This window comes from Rhodococcus sp. NPDC058639, assembly GCF_042717545.1.
In the GTDB taxonomy this organism is placed as follows: domain Bacteria; phylum Actinomycetota; class Actinomycetes; order Mycobacteriales; family Mycobacteriaceae; genus Rhodococcus.
Genome location: NZ_JBHXRF010000007.1, coordinates 195344 through 208700 on the forward strand (window position 1 = coordinate 195344; position 13357 = coordinate 208700).

13 protein-coding genes are annotated in these 13357 nt (G+C 68.3%); 5 read left to right on the plus strand and 8 right to left on the minus strand.

The features are described from left to right. Position 1 precedes the first annotated feature (1 nt). Positions 2-760: a succinate dehydrogenase/fumarate reductase iron-sulfur subunit gene (locus ACFWU2_RS15610; protein WP_378607727.1), complete on the plus strand. Its 759-nt coding sequence runs from the start codon at positions 2-4 to the stop codon at positions 758-760. 25 nt (positions 761-785) lie between these two features. Here the strand turns inward: ACFWU2_RS15610 and ACFWU2_RS15615 are convergent, their stop codons facing one another. From ACFWU2_RS15615 to ACFWU2_RS15645, 7 genes are all read right to left on the minus strand, one after another. Next, positions 786-1742 (minus strand): iron-siderophore ABC transporter substrate-binding protein, encoded by a 957-nt coding sequence (locus ACFWU2_RS15615; protein WP_378608055.1) that lies wholly within the window; start codon positions 1740-1742, stop codon positions 786-788. A gap of 116 nt (positions 1743-1858) precedes the next feature. Beyond that, entirely contained in the window at positions 1859-3010 is a 1152-nt protein-coding gene (locus tag ACFWU2_RS15620; protein WP_378607729.1) for a VWA domain-containing protein, read from the minus strand. Beyond that, on the minus strand, positions 3007-5223 hold the full coding sequence (locus tag ACFWU2_RS15625) for a DUF5682 family protein (RefSeq protein ID WP_378608057.1): 2217 nt from the start codon (positions 5221-5223) through the stop codon (positions 3007-3009). The genes ACFWU2_RS15620 and ACFWU2_RS15625 overlap by 4 nt, the downstream gene beginning before the upstream one ends. Beyond that, on the minus strand, positions 5202-6302 hold the full coding sequence (locus ACFWU2_RS15630) for an AAA family ATPase (RefSeq protein ID WP_378607731.1): 1101 nt from the start codon (positions 6300-6302) through the stop codon (positions 5202-5204). Before ACFWU2_RS15630 ends, ACFWU2_RS15625 begins: the two co-directional genes overlap by 22 nt. After that, positions 6299-7723 carry a DUF5691 domain-containing protein gene (locus ACFWU2_RS15635; RefSeq protein ID WP_378607733.1) on the minus strand — a complete coding sequence of 475 codons (1425 nt, stop codon included), beginning with the start codon at positions 7721-7723 and terminating at the stop codon, positions 6299-6301. The genes ACFWU2_RS15630 and ACFWU2_RS15635 overlap by 4 nt, the downstream gene beginning before the upstream one ends. Further along, positions 7720-9030, minus strand: coding sequence for an SWIM zinc finger domain-containing protein (locus ACFWU2_RS15640; RefSeq protein ID WP_378607735.1), 1311 nt, complete (start codon positions 9028-9030; stop codon positions 7720-7722). The genes ACFWU2_RS15635 and ACFWU2_RS15640 overlap by 4 nt, the downstream gene beginning before the upstream one ends. 42 nt (positions 9031-9072) lie before the next feature. After that, positions 9073-9699: a TetR/AcrR family transcriptional regulator C-terminal domain-containing protein gene (locus ACFWU2_RS15645; RefSeq protein WP_378607737.1), complete on the minus strand. Its 627-nt coding sequence runs from the start codon at positions 9697-9699 to the stop codon at positions 9073-9075. 121 nt (positions 9700-9820) lie between these two features. Between ACFWU2_RS15645 and bioB the strand changes: the two genes are divergently transcribed. Further along, on the plus strand, positions 9821-10834 hold the full coding sequence (gene bioB / locus ACFWU2_RS15650; protein WP_378607739.1) for a biotin synthase BioB: 1014 nt from the start codon (positions 9821-9823) through the stop codon (positions 10832-10834). A 1-nt stretch (position 10835) separates the two neighbouring features. After that, a complete protein-coding gene (locus tag ACFWU2_RS15655; RefSeq protein WP_378607741.1) occupies positions 10836-11036 on the plus strand; it encodes a hypothetical protein in 201 nt (66 codons plus the stop codon). Between the two features lie 118 nt (positions 11037-11154). Here ACFWU2_RS15655 and ACFWU2_RS15660 read toward each other — a convergent pair whose 3' ends face one another. Beyond that, positions 11155-11901, minus strand: a complete 747-nt coding sequence (locus tag ACFWU2_RS15660) for an SDR family oxidoreductase (protein ID WP_378607743.1) — start codon at positions 11899-11901, stop codon at positions 11155-11157. Positions 11902-12006: 105 nt separating this feature from the next. Here ACFWU2_RS15660 and ACFWU2_RS15665 point away from each other — a divergent pair, with 105 nt between their 5' ends. Both ACFWU2_RS15665 and ACFWU2_RS15670 read left to right on the plus strand, forming a co-directional pair. After that, positions 12007-12627, plus strand: a complete 621-nt coding sequence (locus ACFWU2_RS15665) for a TetR/AcrR family transcriptional regulator (protein WP_378607745.1) — start codon at positions 12007-12009, stop codon at positions 12625-12627. Further along, entirely contained in the window at positions 12624-13277 is a 654-nt protein-coding gene (locus ACFWU2_RS15670; RefSeq protein WP_378607747.1) for an NADPH-dependent F420 reductase, read from the plus strand. The genes ACFWU2_RS15665 and ACFWU2_RS15670 overlap by 4 nt, the downstream gene beginning before the upstream one ends. Positions 13278-13357: the final 80 nt, after the last annotated feature.

Sequence of the window (13357 nt, forward strand, 5' to 3'; positions counted from 1 at the left end):
GATGGCCGACAGTGAGGGCTACACCGCCGAGTTCAGGATCTGGCGCGGGGACCGCGACGGTGGGGAACTGCAGGAGTATTCGGTGCGGGTCAACGAGGGTGAGGTGGTCCTCGACATCCTCCACCGGCTCCAGGCCACCCAGGTGCCCGACCTCGCGGTGCGGTGGAACTGCAAGGCCGGCAAATGCGGTTCGTGCTCGGCGGAGATCAACGGACGCCCGCGTCTGACGTGCATGACCCGGATGTCGCTCTTCGAGACGGACGATCCGATCGTCGTCACCCCGTTGCGGGGCTTCCCGGTCATCCGTGATCTCGTCACCGACGTGTCGGGTAACTATGCCAAGGCGCGGGAGATTCCGTCGTTCGCGCCTCCCCCGGACCTCGCACCGGGGGAGTACCGCATGCAGCAGATCGATGTGGAGCGCTCGCAGGAATTTCGCAAATGCATCGAATGCTTCTTGTGCCAGAACGTATGTCACGTGACGCGCGACCACGAGGAGAACCGGCCCGCGTTCGCGGGACCCCGGTTCTTCATCCGCCTCGCCGAACTCGATATGCACCCGCTCGATGTCGCGGACAGACGCGACCTCGCTCAGGACGAAGCCGGACTCGGCCTCTGCAACATCACCAAATGCTGCTCCGAGGTCTGCCCCGAATACATCCACATCACCGACAACGCCATCATCCCGATGAAGGAACGGGTGGCCGGTCGCCGCTACGACCCGGTGGTGTGGCTGGGCAACAAGCTGTTCCGGCGCTGATCGACCGGGTCGGGTGCGCCGGTCGTCAGCTGACGCGCTCACTCAGTAGCGGCACCAACTGCTCGAGCGCGAACGGAATCGACAGGGCCGAGTTCAGCGAGATGGCATTGGCGATGTCGCTGCCGCTGTCGAGGACGAGGAAACGACCGTCCCGGACGGCGGGAAGCTGCTGGAACAAGGGGTTGTCGGTGACCTCGGAGGTCTCGACGTAGATCGGGAGCACGACGAGCAGGTCGGCGTCGAGCATGCCCAGGTTCTCCTCCGAGATCGGGATGAAGAAGCTGTCCGTCTCGACGGCCTCCACCGCCGGGTTGTTGACGAACCCGAGGTCCTGCAGGAACTGCACGCGCGCGTCGCCGGAGACGTATGCGCCCCAACCGTCCGAGGTGTAGGCGGCGACGGTGACGGTCTTGCCGGCGAACTCCGGATGCTCCGCCGCCGCGGTGGCGAACTGCTCGTCGATGTCTGCGACCACTTCGGCGCCCTTGTCGGGGACGCCGAGCGCGGAGGCCACCATGGAGATCTGCTCGTCGCGCGGCGTCAGGTATGCCGTGGCGCCTTTCGGGGGACCGACCGTGGTGGCGATCGCCGAGAGCGTGTCGTACCGGCCCTGATCGCCCGAACTGGCGGTGTCGAGGATGAGATCGGGTGCCAACGCGGCAATCTGCTCGAAGGACGGGTCGACGGTACCGATGATCTCCGGTGACTCCGAATAGCCGTTCTCGACCCACGGGCCGACTCCGTCGCCACCGAAGGCCAGCCAGTCGCTCGCGCCGACAGGCTGGACGCCGAGCGCCAGTGCGGTCTCCGCGTCACCCCATCCGAGGGCTGCGACGCGCTCCGGCTGTGATTCGACCGTCACATCACCGAACATCGTTTCGATGGTGGCGGGAAACGCCCCGGATCCGTTGTTGCTCGTCTCTTCGGCCGAGTCGCTGTCGGTCGAGCCGCACGCTCCCACCGCGAGCGTGGTGGCCGCCATCAGCGCCACAAGTCGGAGTTTCACAGGTGTCCTCGTTTCACTTGCCGGTGCACGTCGTATGTGCGTTAGGCGATCCTAACCCCCGGGGGGTGCGGCACGGTATCTCGGCGTCCGAGTTACATCGACTGCGCCCATCGACCGACATCGCCACGTTCGAGCGCGAGTGCGAGCAGGTCCGGGAACCGGTCCGGGGTGCACGCGAACGCCGGCACACCAAGAGCACCGAGCGCCGCCGCATTCTCCCGGTCGAACGCGGGAGCCCCGTCGTCCGACAGCGCGAGCAACACCACCACCTGGACCCCGGCGGCGAGCATCTCGCGCACCCGGGAGAGCATCTCGGCCCGGATGCCGCCCTCGTACAAGTCGGAGATCAGCACGAACAACGAGTCCGTGGGGCGCGTGATGAGGGTCCGGCTGTAGGCGATCGCCCGGTTGATGTCGGTGCCGCCACCCAGTTGCGTGCCGAACAGCACGTCGACAGGGTCGGTGAGCTTGCCGGTGAGGTCCACCACGGCCGTGTCGAACACGACGAGGGAGGTGCGCAGCGCCTGCATCGAGGCGAGCACCGCAGCGAAGATCGCCGCGTACACCACGCTCGACGCCATCGACCCCGACTGGTCGACGGCGAGCACCACGTCCCGCTGCACCGCCTGCGAGCGTCGTCCGAATCCGACGAGACGCTGCGGTACCACGGTGCGATACTCGGGTTGGTAATGCGCCAGATTCGCGCGGATCGTGCGGTGCCAGTCGATGTCGCGAGTCTTCGGATTCGACGTCCGGGACGATCGGTTGAGTGCTCCCGATACCGCCGTCCGGGTGCGCTGGGCGATGCGTGCCTCGACCTCACGGACGACTTTTCCGACGACTGCTCGTGCTGTGGCCCTGGTCGTCTCGGGCATCACACTGTTGAGGCTCAGCAGGGTGCCGACGAGATGCACGTCGGGTTCGACAGCGTCGAGCAGTTCCGGTTCGAGCAGTAGCCGGTCGAGTCCGAGGCGGTCGACCGCGTCGCGCTGCATCACCTGCACGACCGTCGTCGGAAAATACGTGCGGATGTCGCCGAGCCAGCGCGCGACCTTCGGGGCCGAAGCGCCCAGCCCGCCGCTGCGCGGTCCGCCGGTCCCGTCCGCGTCGGTGTCGTACAGCGCGGCGAGCGCCGCGTCCATCGCCGAATCGGCTCCCGCGCCCAGCGCGGTGGTGGATTCTTCCGCGGCATCGCCGAGGAGAAGTCGCCAGCGCCGCATTCGCTCGTCGAATTCCGTTGTCATGCCGGGACCCCCAGAATCAAGGCGGTGGCCGCGACTGCACGGCGGCCGCGTTCGGGGTCGAGGGCCGCAGAGGTGCGGTGCTCGGGACCCCCTCGCACAGCCCGGCCGAGCAGACTGCGTTCCCCGTGTGCGAACGAACCGAATGTGCGTCGCAGCACGGGCAGGACATCGACGAACTCTTCGGAGTGCAGACCCGACACCCATGTGTCGATCAGGGACAGCAGATCGCGGTCGTGCACGAGCAGCAGCCCTCCACCGCCGACGAATCCATCGATCCAGCGTGCCTTCGCGGCCGCCGCGGACCCCACCGACAGCGCGCGAGCGACCCGGGTGGCGGTGGCGCGCTCGTCCAATCTCCCCACATCGCGAAGCATCCGTACCGTCCGGCCCGTGAGCACACCGTCGACATCGTCGCGGTCGCACACCGAGGCGAGGGTGTCGAGCCACCGGTCGGTCGCGCCGGGGTCGTCGCGCAGCGCCAGAGCCGTGTGCACCTCGTCGACGGCATTCCGCACCGTGTCGGCGGCGTCGGTGTCGAGCCCGGTCACGGCGGACGGCAGGCCCGCGCAGACACGAGCGAGGACCGCATCGGCGACATGCACCAGCGATGACAGATCGGTCCCGCGCACATCGCCGTAGCGGACCGTACGGATCAGAGACGGGAGTGCCGACATCAGGTGCAGCACATCGTGATCGAGTGCAGCAGCGGCGTCGATCGCAGTGACCAGTTCGGGCACCGCGTCGCGCAGATCCGCGAGCAATGCCTGTTCGAGCAGGTCGGTGACCTCGCCGAGCGTGGTGCCCGCGGTCCGGGCGCGGTCGAGCACCGTGGCGGATGCGGCAGCCTCGACGGTGGTGCCCCACCGGGACGCCTCCACGATGGCGACCGACAGTTCCGGATCCCATTGCAGCGACCAGGTCTCGCGAAACGTTCCCGTCGAACGCACCGCGCTCTCGGCCGGTAGCGCCCACTCGATCCCGAGCAGCGACAGCTTGTGCAACAGGCGGGATCGTTGCAGGTCGAGATCTTTGCGGAGGTCGAGGTCCAGTTTCTTGGCGATCGGGGCGCGTTTGAGCCGAAGGCTTTTCGAGCGCGCCTGCAGGTCGGCGTCCAGCGGGACCGTCGGGGTGTCCTCGGGGACCGCGCCGAGTGCTTCTCCGATCACGAGTGTGCGCGCCACGAAGTCGAGCAGCACCTCGTCGCCGTCGCACAGGACCGCACGGGTGGCTTCGACGGCCTCCGACAAACCGGGCACTGCGCGTCCGCGCAGCGCCGCGAGCGTATCGGCGAGACGAGTGGCTTCGATGACGTGCGCGCTCGAAACCGGGAGGTCTTCCTCCCGCAGCACCCGCGCGACGCGGGTGAACCAGCGTGCAGTCGTGTCGTCCGGGTAGCGGAACAGGTGGTCGTACCAGCCGGGTGACGTGATGCCCGCGCCGTAGCCGGACGCGGCAGACAGCCGCGAATGGGTCCACGGAACCCAGGTGAGCGCCGCTTTCACCTTCGGAAGACCTCTGAGCACGCGCGCGTCCGGCGCAGCCGGTCCGAGCGGCCCGCTGAGGGCGGGCGCGTGCATCGCGCCGCACACGACGGCGATGTTGCGGGCGCCGGCCTTGACCGCGGTGCGCAACACCTGCCGCATGTGGGCCTCGCGGCGCGCCGTGTGCTCGTCGAGTTCCACGTCGGCCCGCAAGGCCTCCATCGCCGCGGTGATCTCGTCGAACGCTCCGGCTCCCGAATCCTCTTCCTCCGCAGAGGCATGCTCGATCACGGCATCCCACCACTGCTCGAAGTCGTCGTAACCCGCGGCGGATGCCAGCGCCGCGAGCGGGTCCGTGCGCTCCGCAGATTCCGGAGAACGTTCCGCGGCCAACGAGATCGCCGCCGGCAGGTCGCAGAAGCGCACGTCGGCGTCGTGCAGGATCGCCCAGCGCAGGGCCTGCCACTCCGGCGAGAACGCCGCGAACGGCCAGAACGCCGCGCGCGCCGGTTCGTCGCGCACGTACGCGAGCAGCGCGACCGGTGGTTGCATCTCGTCGGACGCGGCAAGGGCGAGGAACGGATCGGCGTCGGCCGGTCCCTCGATCAGGACGGTGTCGGGCTCGAACTCCGCGAGTGCACGCAGCACTGCGCGCGCCGACCCCGGTCCGTGGTGCCGGATGCCGAAGACCCGGATCTCGGCGCCGTCGTTCACCCGGCGATCTCCCGGCATGCGCGATAGAAGTCCGCCCATTCGGGACGCTCCCGCACGACCGCCTCGAGATACTCGCTCCACACCACACGGTCGGCCACCGGGTCTTTCACCACCGACCCGAGGATGCCCGCGGCAATGTCGGTGGAGCGCAGGACTCCGTCACCGAAGTGCGCCGACAGCGCCAGCCCACCGGTGACCACGGAGATCGCTTCGGCGGTCGACAAGGTGCCGGACGGCGACTTGAGCTTGGTGCGCCCGTCGGTGGTGACCCCCTGGCGCAGTTCCCGGAACACCGTGACCACGCGCCGGATCTCCTCGGCCGCAGCGGGGATCTTCGGGAGCTCGAGCGCGGTTCCGAGTTGTTCGACGCGACGGGTCACGATCGCGACCTCGTCCTCCTCGCTGGCGGGCAGCGGAAGCACGACGGTGTTGAACCGTCGTCGCAGCGCCGAGGACAGTTCGTTGACGCCCCGATCGCGATCGTTGGCGGTGGCGATCACGTTGAAGCCCTTGGTCGCCTGCACCTCGATGCCGAGTTCGGCGACGGGCAAGGTCTTTTCCGACAGGATCGTGATGAGTGCGTCCTGCACGTCCGCGGGGATGCGGGTGAGTTCCTCGATGCGGGCGATGGCACCGTCGCGCATCGCCGTCATGATCGGCGACGGGACGAGCGCGTCCGCGGACGGTCCTTCGGCGAGCAGTCGCGCGTAGTTCCAGCCGTAGCGGACCGAGTCCTCGGACGTGCCGGCCGTGCCCTGGACCAGTCGGGTAGACGTACCGCTGATCGCAGCGGAAAGATGTTCGGACACCCAGGTTTTGGCGGTACCGGGGACGCCGAGCAGCAGCAGGGCGCGGTCGGTGGCGAGGGTGGCCACCGCGACTTCCATCAGACGTCGCGGCCCGACATACTTGGGAGTGATGACGGTGCCGTCGGACAGTTCGCCGCCCAACAGGTACGTCACCACCGCCCAGGGCGACAGTTGCCAGGACGGCGGGCGGGGCCGGTCGTCGAGCCGCGCCAGCGCCGCGAGTTCGTGCGCGTACTGCTGCTCCGCATGGGGGCGCAACAGCGTTGGTTCGGAAACGGCGTCGGTCAACTCAGCTCCTCGTGAAGGGTCTTACGCAGGGTCAAGGTGTCGGCGGCTGTCGCGAACAGGTTCAGCCGGTCGAGGTGGTCGGTGCGGTTCGCGGCGTCGGCGAGCAGTTCGGTGAGTTCGAACGGTGCGCGATGCGCGATCAGAGTGAGGATCGTCTGGAACGAGCGGACGCCGGTTCCCTCGTCGCCGTACAGGGCGATGAGTACCTTCTCCGCCAGGTCCCGGGGCCACGGCGCGGGGAGAGCGCCGAGCAGGTCGGGGTCGAGCAGGGCGCGGCCGGCCGAGTCGCGCAGATGCGCCACCAGCACGGGGCGGGGCAGCGACTGCGCGACGCCGGAACCGACCGTGCCGTCGCGCCGCAGCAGTGCGGCGGCCCATTCGCCGTTGCGATGCAGGGCAGTGGCCGCGGCCCAGCCCGCGTCGAGCGCCTCGCGTGCGGGTTCGTCGACGCGGTACTCGAGTACCTGCCGGGCAGTCGGAGCGATGTGCTGCCACGCGGCGGGCGGGGCCGAGGACACGACAGCCGTGAGCCGGCGCATCGCGACACCACCCGGCCGGGAGGCACCCTCGTCCACGCCGTCGCGCAGCGCTTCCTCGTCGAGTCGTTCCGGGACCTCGACCACGAGATCGCCGCCGGCGACGCGTGTCCACTCCCGCACCCGCCGGGTCATCCGCTCGGCAAAAGCAGAGTCGGGGAGGCGGCGCAGCAACTCGAGGGCGGTCGCGCGGACTTTGCGGCTGCGGTCGTCGAGCGCGTGCTCGAGCAAGGCTTCGTCGTGCTCGCCGAGGCCGTTCGTCAGCAGTTCGAGCAGGGCGGCCCGCTGCGCCGCTGTCTCCGACGACCACGATGCCGTCAGTCGCGCTGCGGTGGCGTGGGGGTCGGTGGCCCGCGCCACCGCGAACCACCGGCGACGCTGCGCAGGCGAGCCGTGCAGCCAGAGCCGCTCGTCGGACGGATCGGGTGTGACGAGGTGGGACCACTCCGGGTTGAGCGCTGCCACCCATTGGCCGCGGGCGCCGGCGAGGCGCAGCAGGTGCTCGCGGTGTGGGGTGTCGGGCGCGGCGAACCACAGCAGATCCACCACGATCTCGTGCGGTGCCCGGAACCGCTCGGCAAGCGCGAACCACTCCGGAAGCAGGGGAGAGCGCACGACGAGCAGTCCACGCAACCGCTCGGCTGCCGCCGGTGGGAGCGTGAGACGGTCGTCGTCCGGGGCAGGGCTCGGCAGGGTGCGCACCGTGGGGAGGGTCGCGGCGGTGAGGAACGCGGACTCGAGGGCGGCCGCCGCGAGCAGACGCGAGGCCGGATCGCCGGTCAGCGCCGTCGCCGCGTCGGCGGTGTGCAGCGCCGATATTGCCGGTGCCGAGCGGGCTGTGCCGAGCAGCGCTGCGGTCGACAAGGTTTCGAAGGTCTCCGTCACAGCGACAACTCCTGTCCTGCCGTGAACAACGACGCCGGTGCCAGGCGGGCGCCGTCCCAGTCTCCGCATACCGTCAGCGGGTGGCCACCCGCGACCGTGACGAGGCGCCACCGCGTGTCGTCGTCACCGCCGAGCGGCAGCGCGCGACCGTGCCGGTCGACGAGGTGCCAGGTTCCGCCGGACTCGACCGGGACGACGCTGTCGAGGAGCATCGGCCACGAGCGGATCCAGGGGTCGGCGCCGAGAACACGGGCGTACTCGTCCAGTGCCGCATCGAAATCCGGTGCGGTACCGGGCAGGGATGCCGGCAGCGTGGTGAACGGTTCGGGAGCGGCGTATCGCTCCCCGACGAGCGCGCGGAGCGGCGCGGCACCGGGATAGAAATGCAGGTCGGCGTCGACGAGCATGCCCGGCGAGGGAGTCGCGTCGGGGAACCGGGCGGTGCCGTGGGAGAAATCCAGAAGGATCGCCCAGCGTCCGGTGTTGCGGCCGCGTAACCACACCTTGCGGGTGAACAGTCGGCTGTCCTCGGAGATGCGGGTCGCGAGCACCTGCCATCGGTCGCGGACGGGTGGCTCGGAACGCACGTCGTCGGCGCGGGTGGGGAATCCGAGGTGGGTGCGCACCGAGCGCGCGAGAGGGCCGGGAAGATCGTCGAGCCTCCGAAACGCGACCACCAGCAGATGCAGACGCGCGTACTCGGTGAGCACCCGGGCCGGCCAGTCCACCTCGGTCGCGACGACCCCGGCGAGAGCGCGCAGTGTCGAGGCGACGCCGGGGACCTGCGCGTCGACCATGCGAGCCGCGATGTCGTCGTAGGTGGAATACCCGTGGTCGACGGCACCGAGACCGCTGCGGATCCGGTCGGTCAGCCACCGATCCAGGTCCTCCAGACCGGCGGCCGCGCGCTCCGCGCGACGCTGGACGGTCGCGGGATCGGGAGCCTTGGCGGGTTCGTCGCCCGGCTCGTCCGGGGGAGTGGTTGTCGCGGCGCGTGACGTGAGCCAGTCGGTGACCGAGCCGGGTGGGTCGGACTCCGGCACCATGCCGTCGGACCAGCGTATGAGCAGTGCGAGTGCGTGCTTGCACGGGAGTTTCCGGCTCGGGCACGTGCATGTGTAGGCGGGGCCGTCGAGGTCGATCGCGGTGCGGTAGACAGCGGTGCCCCGGCCGTGGCATTCACCCCAGAGTGCGTCGTCCTGCCGCCCTGTATCGATCCACCCCGACACCAGTCCGCGCGCAGCAGTCAGCGAGGACGGATCGGGCGCGGCGGCAGCGATCCGATCGGGAGGCCAGGGGCTTGTCACGTCCTGAGAACGTACGGCAGGGTTCCGACAGCTACCGAATCGTCAGGATGTGGCACGGGCGTTCAAACGCCTCCGGATGCCGTCGACGAAGAGTGTCAGGCCGAAGTCGAAACGGACTGCGGGATCGCCGTCGAGGAGATCGTCGTCCGAGGTCGGTGCCGTCTCCGTCGCGACGTCGGGCGACAACGGTCCCCGCGTCAGCGCGCCGAGTTCGGCGAGTTGCGCGCGGGACTGCTCGTCGACGGTGTGGCCGAGTACATAGTGCAACAGGGCGTAACCGGCGAGTTCGGCGTGCGCGCGGGAAAGTCCTCCGCGCTGCGCCGCGACGACGAACGCGTCGCGGGCACGAGAGGTGGTCAGCCGCGACGCGTAGGTGGACGCGACGAGTTCGGCGCCGTCGCGATGGGCGAGCAGGGCGGAGCGCAGCCGGTGGGCGAGTTCGGTGAGCGCATCGTCCCAGTCGGGGGAGTCCGGGTCCGCGTCGACGCCGTCGAGGATGCGGTCGGCCATCGCGCCGAGAAGGGTCTGCTTGTTGGGGAAATGCCAGTACAGGGCGCCGGGCTGGACGCCGAGGGAGGTGGCGAGCTTGCGCATCGTGAGGTCGCCGAGCCCGTATTCGTCGAGGATCGCCATGGCGCCGTCGAGAACGTCGCCGCGTCGCAACTGCACCGTGTCCGCTCCTGTCCGTCCCGCTGTACCTGGGCCTCCCGTTGACAGTATCCGACCCCACACCTAACCTGAACGCCGTTCAATTGAACACCGTTCAAGTTTCTTCGTGTCAGGAGACGCAGTGACCCAGGCGCCCGCTCGCACCGACATCCTCGACCTCGCCCGCGACCAGGTACTCCGGCGTGGGGTCGGGTTCGACCGCGACCGGACGCTCGAGGTGCTCCGCCTGCCCGACTCCCGGCTCGAGGAACTACTCGGCGTCGCGCACGAAGTCCGCATGGCGTGGTGCGGCCCGGAGGTGGAGGTCGAAGGCATCGTCAGCCTCAAGACCGGCGGCTGCCCCGAGGACTGCCACTTCTGCTCCCAGTCCGGCCTCTTCGCCTCACCGGTACGCGCCGCGCGCCTCGACATCCCGTCGCTCGTAGAAGCCGCGAAGCAGACCGCCAAGACCGGCGCGACCGAGTTCTGCATTGTCGCCGCCGTCCGCGGTCCCGACGAGCGGCTCATGGCGCAGGTGGCGGCAGGCGTCGAAGCGATCCGCAACGAGGTCGACATCCAGGTCGCGTGCTCGCTGGGCATGCTCACCCAGGACCAGGTCGACCAACTCGCGGCGATGGGTGTGCACCGCTACAACCACAACCTCGAAACAGCCCGCTCCTACTTCCCGAACGTCGTCACCACGCACACCTGGGAAGAACGATTCGACACGCTCCGCATGGTGCGGGAGGCCGGCATGGAGGTGTGTTGCGGAGGAATCCTCGGAATGGGCGAAAGCCTGGAGCAACGAGCCGAATTCGCCGCCGACCTCGCGTCGGTCGAACCCGACGAGGTGCCGTTGAACTTCCTCGATCCCCGGCCAGGCACGCCGTTCGCGGATCGGGAGGTGCTTCCGGCCACCGAGGCGCTCAAGGTGGTCGCGGCATTCCGGCTTGCCCTGCCGCGCACCATCCTTCGGTTCGCCGGAGGCCGCGAGATCACCCTCGGTGATCTCGGTGCGAAGCAGGGCATGCTCGGCGGCATCAACGCCGTCATCGTCGGCAACTACCTGACCACCCTCGGGCGCCGCGCCGAAACCGATCTCGATCTGCTCGTCGACCTGCAGATGCCGATCAAGGCGCTCGGCGAAAGCATCTGACGTGTTCGACGAATACACCGGCGCCGAACTCGCCGAGGGTGTGGAGATCGAGCGCCGCTTGGGAGTTCGGCTGGGCCTCGAACCACCGCGGTACTGCGTGCAGTGCGGTCGCCGGATGGTCGTGCAGGTCGTCCCCGACGGGTGGTGGGCGCGGTGTTCACGCCACGGTGCGATCGACTCGCCGATGCACGAGCAACGCTGAACGCCGCGGCTTCCCGGTCGGTGGGCGGCACGCGCTCAGTTTCGTCTCCGTTGCGGGCTCCTGATACGGGGTCTTCCCGGGTAACGCAATTCGATGTCGGCGACCGAGTGCCGGATGGTCATGCGGCGAATCCACCGTCGATGTTCAGGCTGGATCCCGTGATGTACGCGGCGTCGGGCCCAGCGAGATAGGAGACGAGGGCTGCGACCTCGGTGGTGGTGCCGAATCGGTCCGACGCCATGACTCCCAGCATGCTCGGCGCGGCAGGTCCGTCTGCGGGGTTGGCGTCGGTGTTGATCGGACCCGGCTGGATGTTGTTGATCGTGATGTCGCGCGCGGCCAATTCACGTGCGAGACCTCGTGTCAGACTCGCCAGTGCACCTTTGGTCATCGCGTAGATCGACTGTCCGGGAAACGGTGTCCGGTCGGCGTTGATACTGCCGATGTTGATGATCCTCCCGCCGCTGCCCATGTGGGTCAGCGACTCGCGGATGGTGACAACAGTGGATCGCACGTTGATGGTCAGCATCGCGTCGATTTCGTCCATCGTCAGATCTTCGAGCGCACCGAAGCTGCCGACTGCGGCATTGTTCACCACGATGTCGAGGCCTCCGAATCGGTCGACGGTCTGTGCGACCGCGGACGCCACGTCCTGTTCTTTCATGCTGTCCGCGTGGATGGCGTGTGCGATGCCGCCCGTTGCAGCCGCCGCAGCCACCACGGTTTTCGCGTGTTCCTCGGAATTGGCATACGTGAACGCGACGTGCGCACCTTCCTCGGCAAACCGCGACACGATCGCGGCACCGACGCCGCGGGATCCGCCGGTCACGAGTGCGGTCTTGCCTTCGAGTGCTCGTGTTGTCATGAGTAGCAACGTCCTTCGGTTATTGAGTGGTGATTCAAATAGAAGAGGAGCCGACTCGCTTTGTCAAATTTGAAGGATCATTCAATAATGGCTAGTGTGGTCGGCATGCCAAGGCCGAGGAAGTTCGACGAGCAGGACGTCTTGACCGCCGCGAGGGACACGTTCTGGCGGGGCGGATACAAGGCGACCTCGGTCCAGGACCTCGCCGAGGCGACCGGACTGGGGGCGCAGAGTCTCTACGGTGCGTTCGGTAGCAAACGGGACCTGTTCATGCGGATTCTCGACGAGTACTGCGCGACCCAAGCTGCCGGTCTCGAAGCTGCGGTCACCGCAGACCCCAGTCCGTGGCACGGGCTCACTACCGCAGTGGTGTTCGAGGACGACGGCCGTCTGGAATTGCCGCCCCAAGGCTGCCTGATGGCCAACAGCATCGCGGCTCTCAGCGCCCAAGACGACGAGGTGCGGGAACGGGCGTGCCGGGTGTACTCGGAGACTCTCGCACTGTTCGCTCGGCAGATCACCGAAGCTCAGGAACGCGGCGAGATCGATGCCGACGCCGAGCCGACAGAACTTGCCCGGGCACTGATCGCCGTCATGCAGGGAATCGAGTTTCTGCAGAAATCGGGAATCGCGGAAGACGAGGTGCGGCGCGCGAAAAATGCTGCTCTCGAGATGATCGAGCGATCCGTGGCGAAACCCGGCACTTCGGAGGGAAACCGCCCGTGACGACTATCGGAATCCTGGGTGCGGGCGAAGTGGGCAGCCAGATCGCTCGTGCAGCGGTCGGGTGCGGTTACACGGTGGTCATCGCCAATTCGCGAGGTCCGGAGACTCTGGCCGACCTTGTCGCCGAACTCGGCCCCTCGGCGCGTGCCGACACTGCGGCCGGTGCTGCGGCTGCCGGCGATTTCGTGGTGGTGGCCGTTCCCTTACGACTGGACAACAACATGCCGGTGCGCGAACTGGCGGGCAAGATCGTGCTCGACACGAACAATTACATGCCGTGGCGTGACGGTCACTTTCCCGTCGTCGATTCGGGCGAGATGACGGTCCACGAACTGCGCCAAGAACAGCTTCCGCATTCGAAGGTGGCCAAGGCGTTCACTCACATCCAAGCGCCTCGCCTCCTCACCTCGGCGAAGCCGGCGGGAAGCCCCGACCGTCACGCGCTCTCGGTCTCGAGCGACTTTCCCGATGCCGTCGCATTGGTCACCAGGTTGTACGACGAATTCGGTTTCGACACAGTCGACAACAGCCCGCTTAGCGAGTCGTGGCGCAGCGGTCCCGGCCAACCGGCGTGGCTCGCCCACGAACACCAGACGCGAGAACAGTTGGCCTCCAACCTTGCCGGAGCGCAACGACCCGGGCGCACCTGAGATCGCGCTTTTCCGAGGACTCTCCACGGTAATTCCCGTCCTGCTCAGCAGTGCCTGCCTGCGGCAGAGCGGTGTGCCGC